The sequence below is a fragment of the Mycobacterium paraffinicum genome (genome assembly GCF_001907675.1).
GTDB classification, from domain to species: Bacteria; Actinomycetota; Actinomycetes; order Mycobacteriales; family Mycobacteriaceae; genus Mycobacterium; species Mycobacterium paraffinicum_A.
Genome location: NZ_MPNT01000061.1, coordinates 1 through 14,494, shown reverse-complemented (window position 1 = coordinate 14,494; position 14,494 = coordinate 1). Strand labels below are relative to the sequence as shown.

Sequence of the window (14,494 nt, the reverse complement as noted above, 5' to 3'; positions counted from 1 at the left end):
GCCCGACCCGTTCGCGCCGCCGCCCCCGCCTGACGCGCCGGCCCCGCCGCCCCCGCCGTGGATGCCCCCGGTGGCACAGCCGGCCGCAACCTCGGCCGTCGGGCAGAACCCCACCCCCTTCACCGGCACGCCGCCGTTCGGGCCGCCCTCGTTCGTCCCGAAAACGGGCTCGACGGTGGGGGTCGCCCAGCCGATCATCATCAACTTCCCCGGAACGGTGGAGGACGCCGGCGCGGCGATCAACGCCGTGCACGTCTCGTCCGTGCCGCCGGTGCCGGGCAAGTTCTACTGGATGACCCCGACCCAGTTGCGGTGGCGTCCGTTGAGCTTCTGGCCCGCCCACACCGCCGTCACCGTCGACGCCGGCGGCACCGTGACCAACTTCCAGACCGGCGACACGCTGGTGGCGACGGCCGATGACGCCACCCACCAGCTGACCATCACGCGCAACGGCACCGTGGAGAAGACCTTCCCGATGTCCATGGGCATGACCGCCGGCAACCACCAGACCCCCAACGGCACCTACTACGTGCAGGACAAGAAGGCGTCGGTGGTGATGGACTCCTCGACCTACGGGGTCCCGGTCAACTCGACCTACGGCTACAAGGTGACGGTGGAGGATGCGGTCCGCTTCGACAACGTCGGCGACTACGTACACAGCGCGCCGTGGTCGGTGGACGACCAAGGCAAGCGCGACGTCAGCCACGGCTGCATCAACATCAGCCCCACCAACGCCAAGTGGTTCTTCGACAACTTCGGTCCGGGTGACCCCATCATCGTGAAGAACTCCAGCGGCGGCGACTACAAGAAGAACGACGGCTCCGCCGACTGGCTGAACTAGCCTCCGACGCCCAGACGCAAAATCGCCCATTCCGAACCGGAATTGGGCGATTTTGCGTCTGCTCGCGAGCTTGGCCCTTCCGCGGGGCCGGCGATTATGTATAGCATCATACATACCCTTCACCCGAGGAGCGGCGATGCGCAGTCCACGCGAGCGGATGGTGATCTCCGCCGCGCTGCTGATCCGGGAGCGGGGCGCGCACGCCACCGCGATCTCGGACGTGCTCGAGCACAGCGGCGCGCCGCGCGGCTCGGCGTACCACTACTTTCCCGGCGGGCGCACGCAACTGCTCTGCGAGGCGGTCGACTACGCCGGTGACCACGTCGCCGCGATCATCGCCGAGGCCGACAGCGGCGCCCAGCTGATCGACACCCTGATCGACAAGTACCGCCGCCAGCTGCTGGACAGCGACTTCCGCGCGGGCTGCCCGGTGGTCGCGGTCTCGGTGGAAGCCGGCGAGGAAGACGGCGAGCGCACGGCGCCGGCCGTCGAGCGCGCGGCGTCGGTGTTCGAGCGCTGGACCGACCTGATCGCGCAGCGCTTCATCGCCGACGGCGTACCGCGGGGGCGGGCCGCCGACCTGTCGATGCTTGCCACCACCGCGCTCGAGGGCGCGATCGTGCTGGCCAGGGTGCGTCGAGACTTGGCCCCCCTTGACGTCGTGCACCGCCAGCTCGGCGACCTGCTGCTGGCCGAGACGACCAGAAAGGACATCCCGCGATGACCGGTGAATGGCAGTCAACGGCCTGCATCCTGTGCGAATGCAACTGCGGCATCGTCGTCCAAGTCGAGGATCGCCGGCTGGCCCGGATCCGGGGCGACAAGGCGCACCCGGCGTCGCAGGGGTACACCTGCAACAAGGCGCTGCGGCTGGATCACTACCAGAACAGCGGTGCCCGCCTGACGTCGCCGCTGCGCCGCCGCGCGGACGGCAGCTTCGAGGAGATCGACTGGGACACCGCGATTGTCGAGATCGCCGAGGGTTTCAAACACATCCGCGACGCCTACGGCGGGGACAAGATCTTCTACTATGGCGGCGGCGGGCAGGGCAACCACCTCGGCGGGGCTTACAGCGGCGCCTTCCTCAAGGCCCTCGGGTCGCGCTACCGGTCAAACGCGTTGGCGCAGGAGAAAACCGGCGAAGCGTGGATCGACGGACAGCTGTACGGCGGCCACACGCGCGGCGAGTTCGAGCACGCCGAGGTGTCCGTCTTCGTGGGCAAGAACCCGTGGATGTCGCAGAGCTTTCCCCGCGCCCGGGTGGTGCTCAACGAGATCGCCAAGGACCCGGCCCGGTCGATGATCGTCATCGACCCCGTGGTCACCGACACCGCCAAGATGTCCGACTTCCACCTGCGGGTGCGGCCCGGCACCGACGCGTGGTGCCTGGCCGCCCTCGCGGCCATCCTCGTTCAGGAAAACCTTTGCAACGAAACGTTTCTGGCCGAGCACGTGCGGGGTGCCGACGCCGTCCGCGCCGCGCTGCGCGACGTGCCAGTGCCCGACTACGCGCAGCGGTGCGGCGTCGACGAGGAGCTGTTGCGCGCGGCGGCCCGCCGCATCGCCGCGGCGGCCAGCGTCTCGGTGTTCGAGGACCTCGGGGTGCAGCAGGCGCCCAACAGCACGCTCTGCTCCTACCTGAACAAGCTGCTGTGGATATTCACCGGCAACTTCGCGAAAAAGGGCGGCCAGCACCTGCATTCGGCGTTCGGGCCGCTGTTCGGCCAGTTCTCCGGCCGCACGCCGGTGACCGGCGCCCCGATCATCTCCGGGTTGGTGCCCAGCAACGTCGTGCCCGAGGAGATCCTCACCGACCACCCCGACCGGTTCCGGGCCATGATCGTGGAGAGCAGCAACCCCGCGCACTCCCTGGCCGACTCGGCGGCCTGCCGCGAGGCCTTCAAATCGCTGGAACTGATGGTCGTCATCGACGTCGCGATGACCGAGACCGCCCGGCTCGCCCACTACGTGCTGCCCGCGGCCTCCCAGTTCGAGAAGCCGGAAGCCACCTTCTTCAACCTGGAGTTCCCGCACAACGCTTTTCAACTGCGCCGGCCGCTGCTCGAGCCGCTGCCCGGAACCCTGCCCGAGCCGGAGATCTGGGCGCGGCTGGTGCGGGCGCTGGGCGTGGTGGACGACGCGGACCTGCGGCCGCTGGCCGAGGCCGCCCGGCGCGGCCGGCAGGCCTACACCGAGGCGTTCCTGACCGCGACCGCGAACCCGACGATCGCGAAGCTGCTGCCCTATGTCCTCTACGAGACGCTCGGGCCGACGCTGCCCGACGGCCTGCGCGGCGCGGCCGCCCTGTGGGGGCTCGCCCAGAAGGCCGCGCTGACCTATCCCGACGCCGTGCGCCGCGCCGGCCACGCCGACGGCAACGCGTTGTTCGACGCGATCCTCGACACCCCCTCCGGGGTCACGTTCACCGCCCACAACTACGAGGACGACTTCGCGCTGATCAGCCACGCCGATCACAAGATCGCGCTGGAAATCCCGGACATGCTCACCGAATTGGCGGCGCTGACCGCGGCCCCGCCGCGGCTCACCTCGCCGGATTTCCCGATCGTGCTGTCGGTGGGCGAGCGCCGCGCCTACACCGCCAACGACATCTTCCGCGACCCGTCCTGGCGCAAGCGCGACGCCGAGGGGGCGCTGCGCGTCAGCGTCGAGGACGCCCAAGCCCTCGGGCTCGCCGACGGGTGCCGGGCCCGCATCAGCACCGCGGCCGGCACCGCCGAGGCCACCGTCGAGATCACCGAGACCATGCTGGCCGGACATGCGGCCCTGCCCAACGGCTTTGGGCTCGACTACGTCGACGGCGACGGGCACACCGTGATTCCTGGTGTCGCCCCGAACGCGCTCACCTCGACGGAATGGCGCGATCCCTACGCGGGGACGCCGTGGCACAAGCACGTGCCCGCCCGGATCGAGCCGGTGGGAGTGCCCGTCAGTTCCAGATCCTGACCCGGCGCTGCGGCTCGAGGAACAACGCGTCGTCCTCGGCGACACCGAACGCCTCGTAGAAGGCGTCCATGTTGCGGATGACGCCGTTGCAGCGGAACTCCGGCGGTGAGTGCGGGTCGGTCGCCAAGCGCCGGATCGCCTCGGCCGGGCGGGATTTGGTGCGCCACACCTGTGCCCAGCCGTAGAACACGCGCTGCACGCCGGTGAGCCCGTCGATCACGGGTGCGTCCTGGCCGTTCAGCGACAGCTGGTAGGCCAGCAGGGCGATCGACAACCCGCCCAGGTCGCCGATGTTCTCCCCGACGGTGAAGGCGCCGTTGACGTGGTGGCTCGCGTCCAGCCCGCGCGGCGTGTACGCCTCGTACTGCTCGATCAACGCCTTGGTGCGGGCGCCGAATTCGGCGCGGTCGGCGTCGGTCCACCAGTCCACCAGGTTGCCGTCGCCGTCGTACTTGGCGCCCTGGTCGTCGAAGCCGTGGCCGATCTCGTGCCCGATGACGGAGCCGATCCCGCCGTAGTTGGCGGCGTCGTCGGCCTCGGGGTCGAAGAACGGCGGCTGCAAAATGGCTGCGGGGAAGACGATTTCGTTCATCCCCGGGTTGTAGTAGGCGTTGACGGTCTGGGGCGTCATGAACCACTCGTCTTTGTCGACGGGGCCGCCCAGCTTGGCCAGTTCGCGGTCGTGGTTGACCGCATAGCCGCGCTGAAAGTTGCCGTAGAGGTCGTCGCGGTCGATCACCAGCGCGGAGTAGTCACGCCACTTCGCCGGGTAGCCCACCTTGGCGACGAACTTGTCCAGCTTGGCCAGCGCCCGCTCCCGGGTCTGCGGCGTCATCCAATCCAGCTCGTTGATGGACAGCCGGTAGGCCGCCTTCAGGTTGTCCACCAGCGCGTCGATGCGCGCCTTCGCGCCGGGCGGGAAATAGCGCTCCACATATAGCTTTCCGACGGAATCGCCCATCAGGTGTTCCACCAGCGACACGGCCCGCTTCCAGCGTTCCCGGATCTGCTCGGCGCCGGTGAGCAGGCGACCATAGAAGTCGAAGTCCGCCGCGACCAGCTCGTCGGTCAGCCAGGACGCCCGCGCGCGGATCAACCGCCAACGCGCCCAACGCTTCCAGTCATCCAGGTCGCCGCTGCCCCACAGGTCGGCGAACGCGGTGAGGTAATCCGGTTGCCGCACAATGACTTCGGAGAAGGCTTCCGGTGAGCCGCCCAGCGCGCTCGCCCAGCCGGTCCAGTCGAAGCCCTTGCCCTCGGCCTGCAGGTCCGCGAAGGTGCGCAGGTTGTAGGAGAGCTCGGCGTCGCGGCGCTTGACCACGTCCCAGTGCGCGGCGGCCAGCTTGGCTTCCAGCGCCACGATGCGCGCCGCCGCCTCGGCGTGCGTCTCCGCGGTCCCGCCGTAGACCAGGGCGAACATCCGGGCGATGTGCCCGGGGTAGGCCGCGAGCACCTCGGCGTGCTGCTCGTCGCGGAAGTAGGACTCGTCGGGCAACCCGATGCCGGACTGGGTGACGTGCACCAGGTACCGGGCCGAGTTCTTGGCGTCGGTGTCGATGTACATCGCGACGCTGCCGCCCACCCCGGTGCGCTGCAGTGCGCCCACCGCAACCGCCAGCGCGTCCGCGTCGGCCGCGCCGTCGATGGTGGCCAGCTCGTCGAGCAGGGGTTGCAGGCCGCGGCGCGCGATGGCCGCCTCGTCGAGGAAGCTGGCGTAGAGGTCGCCGATGCGTTGTTGGTCGGTGCCCGGGGCGGCGCCGGTCTGGCTGGCCTCGACGATCAGGTCGCGCACCTGCTCCTCGGCGCGGTCGAACAGGTGACGGAACGCGCCGTCGGTGGCCCGGTCCGCCGGTATGTCGTAGTCGGCCAGCCAGCGGCCGTTGACGTGCCCGAACAGGTCGTCTTGGGGGCGGGTGTTGGCGTCGACGTGGCTCAGGTCGATGCCCGAGCGAATGGCCTCTACAGTCACCCCGCCATCCTTCCATCTTTCTCGGGTGCGACGATCGGGCCATGTCCGACGGCCAGACAACCGAGCCATCGACCCCGAAAGACGCGGAGGACGCCGACGCCGAAGAAGCCCGTGACGACGACGAGGCCGCCGGCGGCCCGATGTTCTCCCCCTACGGGATCGCGTCGGCCGTCCTTGGGGTGCTGTCGGTGGCGGCGATCGTGTTCGGGTTCTTCCTGTGGTCGGGTCACCGCGACGACACGGCCGAACGCCGCTACCTGTCCCGCGTCATGCAAACCGCCGCGGAGTGGACGGGTGTGCTGATCAACATGAACAGCGGGAACGTCGACGCGAGCCTGCAACGTCTGCACGACGGGACGGTCGGCGAACTCAACACAGACTTCGACGCGGCCATGCAGCCCTACCGGCAGGTGGTGGAGAAGCTGCAGTCCAAGAGCGCCGGGCGGATCGACGCGGTGGCCGTCGAGACCGTGCACCACGACCTCGACAGCCAGCCCGGCGTATCCCGGCCGGTCGTCACGACCAAGCTGCCGCCGTTCGCGAGCCGGTTGGACGCGGTGATGCTGGTTGCGACGTCGGTCAGCGAGAACGCCGGCGCCAAACCGCAGACGGTGCACTGGAATCTGCGCCTCGACGTGGTCAACGTGGACGGCAAGCTGATGATCTCGGGGCTGGAATCGATCCGATGAGAAACCTCTGGCGCCTGCTCGCGTTCGACATCCTGGCCCCGCTGGCCGCGATCGCGGCGTTACTGGCGATCGGGCTGGTCCTCGGCTGGCCGCTGTGGTGGGTCTCGGCGTGCTCGGTGCTCGTGCTGCTGATCGTCGAGGGCGTCGCGGTCAATTTCTGGCTGCTGCGGCGCGATTCGGTCAGCGTCGGCACCGACGACGAGGCGCCGGGTCTGCGGTTGGCCGTCGTCTTCCTGTGCACGGCGGCGCTGGTGGCCGCCGTAGTCACCGGCTACACGCATTGGACGCGGTCGGACCGCGTCTTCAAGGACGACTCCCGCGACGTGGTTCGGGTCGCGACCGGAATGGCGGAGGCGATGGCGTCGTTCACCCCGGGCGCCCCCGACAGCTCGATCGACCGGGCCACGGCGCTGATCGTCCCGGAGCACGCCGCCGCCTTCAAAGAGCAGTACACGAAGTCCAGCTCCGAACTCGCCCAGCACAACGTCACCGCGCAGGCCGCCACGCTGGCGGCCGGGGTCGAGGCGCTGGGGCCGTCGGCGGCCAGTGTCGCGGTGATTCTCCGGGTCACCCAGAACGCGCCGGGCCAACCGCCGAGCCAGTCGGCGCCCGCGCTGCGGGTGGCGCTGACCAAGCACGGCGACGCGTGGCTGGTGTCGGACGTCCTGCCGATCAGGTGATCAGTTGGATTCGGCCGAGCGCGCCGACTTCACCTTGACGAACCGGTCCGACAGCCGCCGCATCCGGATCATCAGCGCGGCCGACGGGCTGGTGCTGCCGTTCAGGTAGGAGGCGAGCTCCTCGGCGGTCACCCCGATGCGGGAGGCGAATTCCTGCTGCGCCAGGCCGGACCGGTCGATGAGCAGCCCCACGTGGCGGGCCACCTCGGCGCGTTCGTTGGCTTCCAGGTGGGTGCGGGCGCGTTCCAGCACCTCCCACAGCGCCTTGGAGATGCCGTAGGGCCGGGTGCCTTCGAGCACCTCTTCGACCTGGCGGGCGGTGCGTCCGTACGGGTCCCGCTTCAACGCCGCGGCGATCCGCTTCCAGGTGGCGATGTCGCCGCCCTGCAGCGCCGCACGGATGGCGGAGGTGGGCCAGAACTCCACCGGCTGGTCGGGGTCGGGGGTGGGCGCTTCGTCACGCCTGCGCGGCTCGGTCGCCGGTCGGTGGGGCGCTCGTCGGTCGGGTGCCAACGTCACCTCGCCTCCTCCAGCATCGCTACGGCCACCGAGAGGCAGCGCTGTCTGATCTCCTCCCAGTCCGAGCGGGCGTCGGCCTCAGAACCCTGCTCGTCATTCAAATCACAGGGATCGGGATCAGCGAGTCGACGGACCAACTGGGTGGCGATCCATTGCCGCCGGGGCGACTGACAACAGTAGTACCTGTCCATGCCGGCCAGCACCACAGCGGCGGTCTCGGGCTCCAACGTTTCAACCATATCGGCAAAGTCGGCATAATCGCGGCGGCTGTTACGGCACATGATGAGGTAGCCCTTGAGGCGCAGCGTTTCGGCGCCCGTGGGGACCAGCAGCCGGTCGCCGGTGGGCAGCTGCACATGGGTGGTTTCCACCGGGCTGCGGCGCTCGTAGACGGGCCGTTCGGCGGAGTCGGTCTCGTTCTCCAGCGCGTCGATGGCGACCGAGAGCCGCCCGCGCCACAACGTGACCGGGTGGACGGGCCGGTCCGCCCCGACTATCGCCTTGGCGATGCCGTTGCGCGACGCCAGCCCGCCGACCAGCTTCTTGCCCCCCGAGCCATTGGTGTGGCCGTTGTTGCCGTTCTTCTGGTCGGCGCCCACCCCGACGCTCGCCCGCTCGTCGTCGATGTCGACCTGGTGGGGGATCTGACCCGGATCGCGGCCGCGCTCGGCGTCGGATCCCTGCGGCTGGGCGCCCTGTCTTTCCTTGCCGTTGCGCCCGCAGCCGGTGAAGGCCAGCGGGTCGGTCACGCAGATGGCGTCGGGCGCCAGATGCTTGAGCTTGGCCGCCGACTTGAGCACCATCCGCAGGTCGGCGTTGGGCGCCGTCAGCGCCGAGATGTCGTCGGGGATGACCACCACGTCGGCCAGGTCGACCGCGGGCAACGGCCGGTCGAAGTCGACCGACGGCAGCACCCGGGACAGCCATGGCGGCAGCCACCAGTTCCACTGGGCGAACATCGCCATCAACGCAGGCACCAGCACCAGCCGGACGACGGTGGCGTCCACCGCGATCGCCACCGCACAGGCCACGCCGATCTCGGCGACCAGCGGCATGCCGGCGAACGCGAACCCGATGAAGACCGCGATCATGATCAGCGCCGCGCTGGTGATGGTGCGGGCGCTGGTGCTCACGCCGTACGCCACGGCGTCGCGGGTGTTGCCGGAGTGCAGGAAGCGTTCCCGGATGCGGGTCAGCAGGAAGATCTCGTAGTCCATCGACAGCCCGAAGGTCATCGCGAGGACAAGCGGGGGGACGGTGCTGTCGATCGAGCTGATCTGGGCGAAGCCGAGGTCCTTCAGCCAGCCCCACTGGAACACCATCACCAGGCTGCCGTAGGCGGCCGCGACCGACAGCAGGGTCATCAGCACGCCCTTGAGCGCCAGGAACATCGAGTGGACCGACACGAGCAGCATCACGAACGCGATCAGCGCGACGATGGCCAGCACCAGCGGCTCGGTCTTGGACACCTGGTCGTCGAAGTCCTTGATCAGCGCGGTCGGGCCGCCGACGTCCACCCGTGCGGTTCCCCGGTCGGGCACCTTGGGCAGCTGCGCGCGCATCCAGCCGACGGACTCTCGGGCCCGCATGTCTTCGGGGTCGACCGACAGCACCGCGGAGAGCATGGCGCTGCCGTTATCCTCGGCGAACTGCGGCGGCGCGACGGAAACGATGTTGGGCGCCTGCGTCATTCGCTGCCGGATCGCGCTGATGGTCTGGCCGTGCTCGGGTGAGGCGGCCCCGCCGTCGGGGAAGGTGATCAGCACGCGAATCGGGCCGAGCGCGCCGGGGCCGAGGGCCTCCGCCGCCGCGCCCACGCCGGCGCGTATCTCGTGCGATGAGTCGAACTGACGCAGCAGGCTGTTGCCCAGCACCATCGAGGACGCCGGTGCGGCCATGACGAGCAGGACCAGCGATGCCCCCAGCGCCGATATCCACGGCCGCCGCATGACCCCGCCGATCCAGCGGTTCCAGAACCGGGATTGCCCGCCCTCCGGCGCGCGCGACCAGTGCAGAAACGCCGACCGCTTGGCGGCCGCTCGGCCGAACGTCGCCAGCGCCGCCGGGGTGAGCGTGGTCGACGTCAACATCGCGACCGCGACGGCCAGGATCGCCCCGGTCGCCATCGACTTGAGCGCCGGGGTATTGATCACGTAGATGCCGGTCAGCGAGGCGACGACCGTCATACCGGACAGCACCACGGCCAGCCCCGAGGTCGCCATCGCCGCGTCGACGGCCTCCTTCGGCTCGCGGCCGGAGCGCAGCTCCTCGCGGAAGCGCATCAGGATGAACAGCGAATAGTCGACGGCGAGCGCGATACCGAACATGGACACTGTCGAGGTCACGAACACCGACATGGTGGTGTAGGCCGACAGCAGGTAGACGAGGCCCATGGTGACCACGACCGTGCAGATGCCCAGGGCGAGGGGGATCGCGGCCGCGGCGAGCGACCCGAAGACGGCGAGCAGGACGATCAGGATCACCGGCAGGTTCCAGCGCTCGGCGGCGGCGATGTCGTGCTTGGTGTTCTGCGCCGCGGCGGCCGACAGCGCGCCCTGCCCGATCACGTACAGGCGCACCCGGCCGTCCGCGGTTTGGCCGGGCTGATCGCCGTTGACGCCGACCTTGGTGCGCAGCTGCTTGGCGACGTCGCTGGTGTTGCGGGAATCCAGCCGCAGGGACAGCACGTACGGCCGGTCCGGTTGTGGCGGCCGCTGCGTGGGGTTGGGCACCTCCGAGACGCCGGGGACCTCGGCGGCGGTGTTCCTCAGCAGCGCGACGGCGTCGTTGATGTCGGCGTAGCTGGCGTCCGGGCGCGGCGCCGCGACCAGAGCGAGCGAGGACGACCCCTGGTCGTGGTACAGCTCCTCGAGCTGGTCGTGGACGACCAGCGACTGCGAACCGGCCACCTCGAAGCCGCCGCCGGTCAGGTTCCCAGACTGCGTCAGGGCCAGGTAGACCGCCGGAACCAACGCCAGCAACCAGCCCGTGAAGACCAACCAGCGGTACTTACGCAGGCTGCGGCTGAGGCGCATCATTAACTGCTGGATTTCTTCACTCCCCGTGGTTTCGCTTAGCGCGTGCTGGCGAGAATACCGCAGCGGCCTGTGGATGATATGAGCTTTCTGGTTCCTGAGCTGCAACGACGGGGTTGTTGCCAAGACGCTGCCAAGTCGTTGTGAACCGGTTACCGGCGGGATATTGCTCACACGGGTTCGTGCGGGCTGGCAGGGCAGATGCCGGCGATGGCAGGATGTCGGGTGGCCGGCGGGGCCCTGGGGAACTCCGCGATCGACGAGGCCGTCCATGGCAGCCGTTTGCGGGCGTCGCGCTGCGCGTGACCCCGCAAATCGTAAGGAGTTTCGATGAGCAGAGGGACCGCGACCGGGCGTCGCAGGATCGTTGCCGGGCTGATCGCCGCCACCGTGCCGGGCGCCGCCGTGGCGGTTCTGGCGGGGGCGTCGGCGACGGGCGCCAGCGACCCGTGCTCGGCCAGCGAAGTCGCCCGCACGATCGGCTCGGTCTCCAAGTCGATGGGCGACTACCTGGACTCGCACCCGGAGACCAACCAGACGATGACCTCCATGCTGCAGCAGCAGGCGGGACCCCAGTCGATGACCGGCCTGAAGTCCTACTTCGAGGCCAACCCGAAGGTTGCCGGTGACATGACGTCGATCGCCCAGCCGCTGACCAACCTGTCGCTGCAGTGCAAGCTGCCGATCTCGCCCACCCAGGCGATGGGCATGATGCAGCAGGCGCAGGGTGCGGCCGGTGGGCTGCCCGCCCTGCCGGGGAACGCGGCGGGCGCGCTGCCGCTGGGCGGCACCCCGGCGTCCCCGCCGGCGGCCACCGGGCCCGTCCCGCCGGCGGCGGCCAACCCGTTGTCGGGGCCGCCGCGGGGCAACACCGCCGGCTAACCTTCGGTTTCCGGGCTCCGATCCGGCGGTAGCGGGCCCTGCAGGGCGGTCTCGGTCGGATCGTCGGCCGGTGGCGCGGGCGCGGGATCAGGCGTCGCCTCCTCGTCGTCCGGCACCGCGACGTTCTCGGTGCGGAACACGAAGAAGAACACCACCCAGCCGATCGCGGAGATGAGCAACCAGCTGATCAGCCGGTAGATCAGCATGGCCGAGATCGCGTTGGGCAGCGACATGCCGCTGGACACCAGCCCCGGCACCAGTACCGCCTCCACCACCAGCAGGCCGCCCGGCATCAGCGGGATGGTGCCGACGGCCCGCGCGGCCGCGTAGGCCACCGTCAGCCCGGCGACCGAGGCGTGATCGCCCGCGGCGTAGGCCGCGAACCCGAGGCAGGCCACGTCCGCGACCCAGTTGAACATCGACCAGCCGAACGCGACCCCCATGTCGCGCCGGCCCAGGCTCACCGATTCCAGCTGCGCCAGCGTCTCGCGCCACTTGGCCAGGCCGGTGTCGGCGGGCCGGCCGCGAACGGAGTTGACCCACGACAACACCCGGCAGCCGATCCCGTCGATCAACTCCGGCCGCGACGCGACCGCCTGGGCGAGAAGCAGCAACGCCACGAAGCCGCCGAGGGTGAACAGCAACGAGAACGGGTTGTTCTTTGCCCCGAGGAAGAAGGCCCCACCAAGCCCCAGCAGGGCCAGCCCCACGGCTTGCAGGACGCCCGCCATCACCAACTGCCACGACGCCACCACCGTCGAGGCACCCCAAATCCGTTGCTGCCGAAGCAAAAACGTCGCCGACAACACCGGGCCACCGGGCAGCGTGGTGCTCAGCGAGTTGGCGGCGTAGACGGCGGCCTCCGACCGCAACTGCTTGACGTGCACCCCGGCCGAGCGCAGCAGCGTCCGCTGGATCTGCGCGAAACTGTGCATCGATGCGGCCGACGCCACCACCGACGCCAGCAGCCACCACCAGTTCGCCTCGTACACGCTCATCCAGGCCTTGGCCAGCTGGTGCCAGCCCAGCGCGACCTCCACGGCAAGCACGATCGCGACGATCCCGAGGATCAACCAGCGCACCCACCAGTACTTCCCGCGCGGGGCCTCTTCGCGCGGGAAGTCGAGATTGCGGGCGGGTGCGTCGTGCGGCACGTGATTTAGGGTAACGGTGCAGGTGGCGCGGGGATCGCCGCGCGGCACCGACCGTGTCGCCGTCGTAACCGGATCGTGCCGGCGCGGCCGCGCGCGCCCGCCGCGCGCACGTTTGGCGGTGCCCCGCGCCGGATAGGCTCAAACCCATGCCGGCAAACACCGACGACGCCTCGGTCGAACCCATTGTCCGTAAGACCGCTGCCTGGGCCTGGCGTTTGCTGGTCATCCTCGCCGCACTGATCGCGCTGCTGTGGGTGGTGAAGAAGCTCGAGGTGATCGTCGTCCCGGTGCTGGTCGCGCTGCTGGTCAGCGCGCTGCTGCTGCCGGTCGTCGACTGGCTCGACCGCCGCGGTCTGCCGCGCGGTGGGGCGGTCGCGCTGGTGCTGTTCGGCGGGTTCGCGATTCTGGGCGGCATCCTGGCGTTCGTCGTCATCCAGTTCATCGACGGTCTGCCGGGCCTGACCGAACAGGTCACCCGCAGCATCGAATCCACCCGGCGCTGGCTGATTCACGGGCCTGTGCACCTGCGCAGCGAACAGATCGACAACGCGGGCAATGCCGCGATCGAGGCGTTGCGCAATAACCAGGCCAAGCTGGAGAGCGGCGCCCTGTCGACCGCGGCGACCATCACCGAGCTGGTCACCGCGGCGGTGCTGGTGCTGTTCACGCTGATCTTCTTCCTCTACGGCGGGCGCAACATCTGGGCCTATGTGTCCAAGATTTTCCCGGCGGACGTCCGGGACCGGGTGAGCGAGGCGGGCCGCGCCGGCTACGGCTCGTTGACCGGCTACGTGCGGGCCACCTTCCTGGTGGCGCTCACCGACGCCGCCGGGGTCGGCACCGGCTTGGCGATCATGGGCATACCGCTGGCGCTGCCGCTGGCCTCGCTGGTTTTCCTGGGCGCCTTCATCCCGCTCGTCGGTGCCCTGATCTCGGGCTTGGTGGCCGTCGTGGTGGCGCTGCTGGCCAAGGGCATCGTCTACGCCCTGATCACGCTGGGCCTGCTGATCGCGGTCAACCAGCTGGAAGCCCACGTGCTGCAGCCGCTGGTGATGGGCCGCGCGGTCTCGATCCACCCGCTCGGGGTGGTGCTCGCCATCTCGACCGGCGGCGTGCTGGCCGGCATCGTCGGGGCTCTGCTGGCCGTCCCGACCGTCGCCTTCCTCAACAACGCAATGCAGGTGCTGCTGGCCAAGGATCCGGCCGCCGAAGCCGAGAAACAGACCGAGGAGGCCGACGGCGGAGGCCCGATCGTGCAGGCGGAACCGGACGAGCCGGCGACCGCGTCGGGCTGAGGCCTACAGCCGGCCCTCGCGGCGCAGCAGGTCCTGGGCGGACAGCCCGCCGCCGGAACGTCGGCGCTGGCGCGCGTCGCCGTTGTCGCCCCGGGAGTTCATCTTTTCCGTGGCCGCGTCGGAGTCGTCGCCCTCGGGCCGCGGAAAGGCGGTGGTGGGCGCGGCCGCGTCGTCGGCCGTGTCGTCAGAACGGTTGGCGGGCACCGGAATCGCGCGGGTTTGGCCGCTGGACGGTGGCGGCGGTGGCGCCGCGGGTCGTGGCGGTGCCGGGGGTGCGGGATTGGCGGGACGCTCATGGGTCGGACCCGAGTTCGGCACGGACAGCCGCGTCGTCTGAGCCTCGGTCGGCTGACCCGGCCGGGACTGCCCGCGCGCGGCATCGGCGGGGGGCGCCGCCGGTTCGGGCGGACCCGGCCGCGTCGCCCGTGACGGCTCAAGGGCCGCGGGGGGGGGGGGGTGGTGCTGC

The 14,494-nt window shown here is 69.9% G+C and carries 11 protein-coding genes and 1 pseudogene; 7 read left to right on the top strand and 5 right to left on the bottom strand.

The features are described from left to right. The 3 genes from BRW65_RS30370 to BRW65_RS30360 form a co-directional block, all read left to right on the top strand. The coding region (locus tag BRW65_RS30370; protein WP_139273334.1) for a L,D-transpeptidase at nucleotides 1–841 on the top strand (841 nt) is incomplete at its 5' end. 136 nt (nucleotides 842–977) lie between these two features. Continuing rightward, nucleotides 978–1,565 (top strand): TetR/AcrR family transcriptional regulator, encoded by a 588-nt coding sequence (locus tag BRW65_RS30365; protein ID WP_073881116.1) that lies wholly within the window; start codon nucleotides 978–980, stop codon nucleotides 1,563–1,565. Beyond that, entirely contained in the window at nucleotides 1,562–3,805 is a 2,244-nt protein-coding gene (locus BRW65_RS30360) for a molybdopterin oxidoreductase family protein (protein ID WP_073881113.1), read from the top strand. Before BRW65_RS30365 ends, BRW65_RS30360 begins: the two co-directional genes overlap by 4 nt. Here BRW65_RS30360 and BRW65_RS30355 read toward each other — a convergent pair. Then, complete coding sequence (locus BRW65_RS30355) at nucleotides 3,789–5,774, bottom strand: M13 family metallopeptidase (protein ID WP_073881111.1); 1,986 nt, start codon at nucleotides 5,772–5,774, stop codon at nucleotides 3,789–3,791. The genes BRW65_RS30360 and BRW65_RS30355 overlap by 17 nt on opposite strands. Nucleotides 5,775–5,815: 41 nt before the next feature. Between BRW65_RS30355 and BRW65_RS30350 the strand changes: the two genes are divergently transcribed. Beyond that, nucleotides 5,816–6,463: a hypothetical protein gene (locus BRW65_RS30350; protein WP_073881109.1), complete on the top strand. Its 648-nt coding sequence runs from the start codon at nucleotides 5,816–5,818 to the stop codon at nucleotides 6,461–6,463. Further along, nucleotides 6,460–7,143, top strand: a complete 684-nt coding sequence (locus tag BRW65_RS30345) for a hypothetical protein (protein WP_073881107.1) — start codon at nucleotides 6,460–6,462, stop codon at nucleotides 7,141–7,143. The genes BRW65_RS30350 and BRW65_RS30345 overlap by 4 nt, the downstream gene beginning before the upstream one ends. On the opposite strand, the gene BRW65_RS30340 is transcribed toward BRW65_RS30345, so the two are convergent. Further along, nucleotides 7,144–7,662 carry a helix-turn-helix domain-containing protein gene (locus tag BRW65_RS30340; RefSeq protein ID WP_073881105.1) on the bottom strand — a complete coding sequence of 173 codons (519 nt, stop codon included), beginning with the start codon at nucleotides 7,660–7,662 and terminating at the stop codon, nucleotides 7,144–7,146. After that, the gene (locus BRW65_RS30335) at nucleotides 7,659–10,700 is read right to left on the bottom strand and encodes an MMPL family transporter (RefSeq protein ID WP_073881103.1); all 3,042 of its coding nucleotides are present in this window, start codon (nucleotides 10,698–10,700) and stop codon (nucleotides 7,659–7,661) included. The genes BRW65_RS30340 and BRW65_RS30335 overlap by 4 nt, the downstream gene beginning before the upstream one ends. A 327-nt stretch (nucleotides 10,701–11,027) precedes the next feature. Between BRW65_RS30335 and BRW65_RS30330 the strand changes: the two genes are divergently transcribed. Next, nucleotides 11,028–11,579, top strand: coding sequence for a hemophore (locus BRW65_RS30330; protein ID WP_073881101.1), 552 nt, complete (start codon nucleotides 11,028–11,030; stop codon nucleotides 11,577–11,579). Here the strand turns inward: BRW65_RS30330 and BRW65_RS30325 are convergent. Beyond that, entirely contained in the window at nucleotides 11,576–12,733 is a 1,158-nt protein-coding gene (locus BRW65_RS30325; RefSeq protein WP_073881099.1) for a TIGR00374 family protein, read from the bottom strand. The genes BRW65_RS30330 and BRW65_RS30325 overlap by 4 nt on opposite strands. A 146-nt stretch (nucleotides 12,734–12,879) precedes the next feature. Here BRW65_RS30325 and BRW65_RS30320 point away from each other — a divergent pair, with 146 nt between their 5' ends. Then, nucleotides 12,880–14,028, top strand: coding sequence for an AI-2E family transporter (locus BRW65_RS30320; protein WP_073881097.1), 1,149 nt, complete (start codon nucleotides 12,880–12,882; stop codon nucleotides 14,026–14,028). Between the two features lie 3 nt (nucleotides 14,029–14,031). On the opposite strand, the pseudogene BRW65_RS31585 reads toward BRW65_RS30320, so the two are convergent. Further along, nucleotides 14,032–14,494, bottom strand: a pseudogene (locus BRW65_RS31585) (hypothetical protein); the annotation flags it as partial.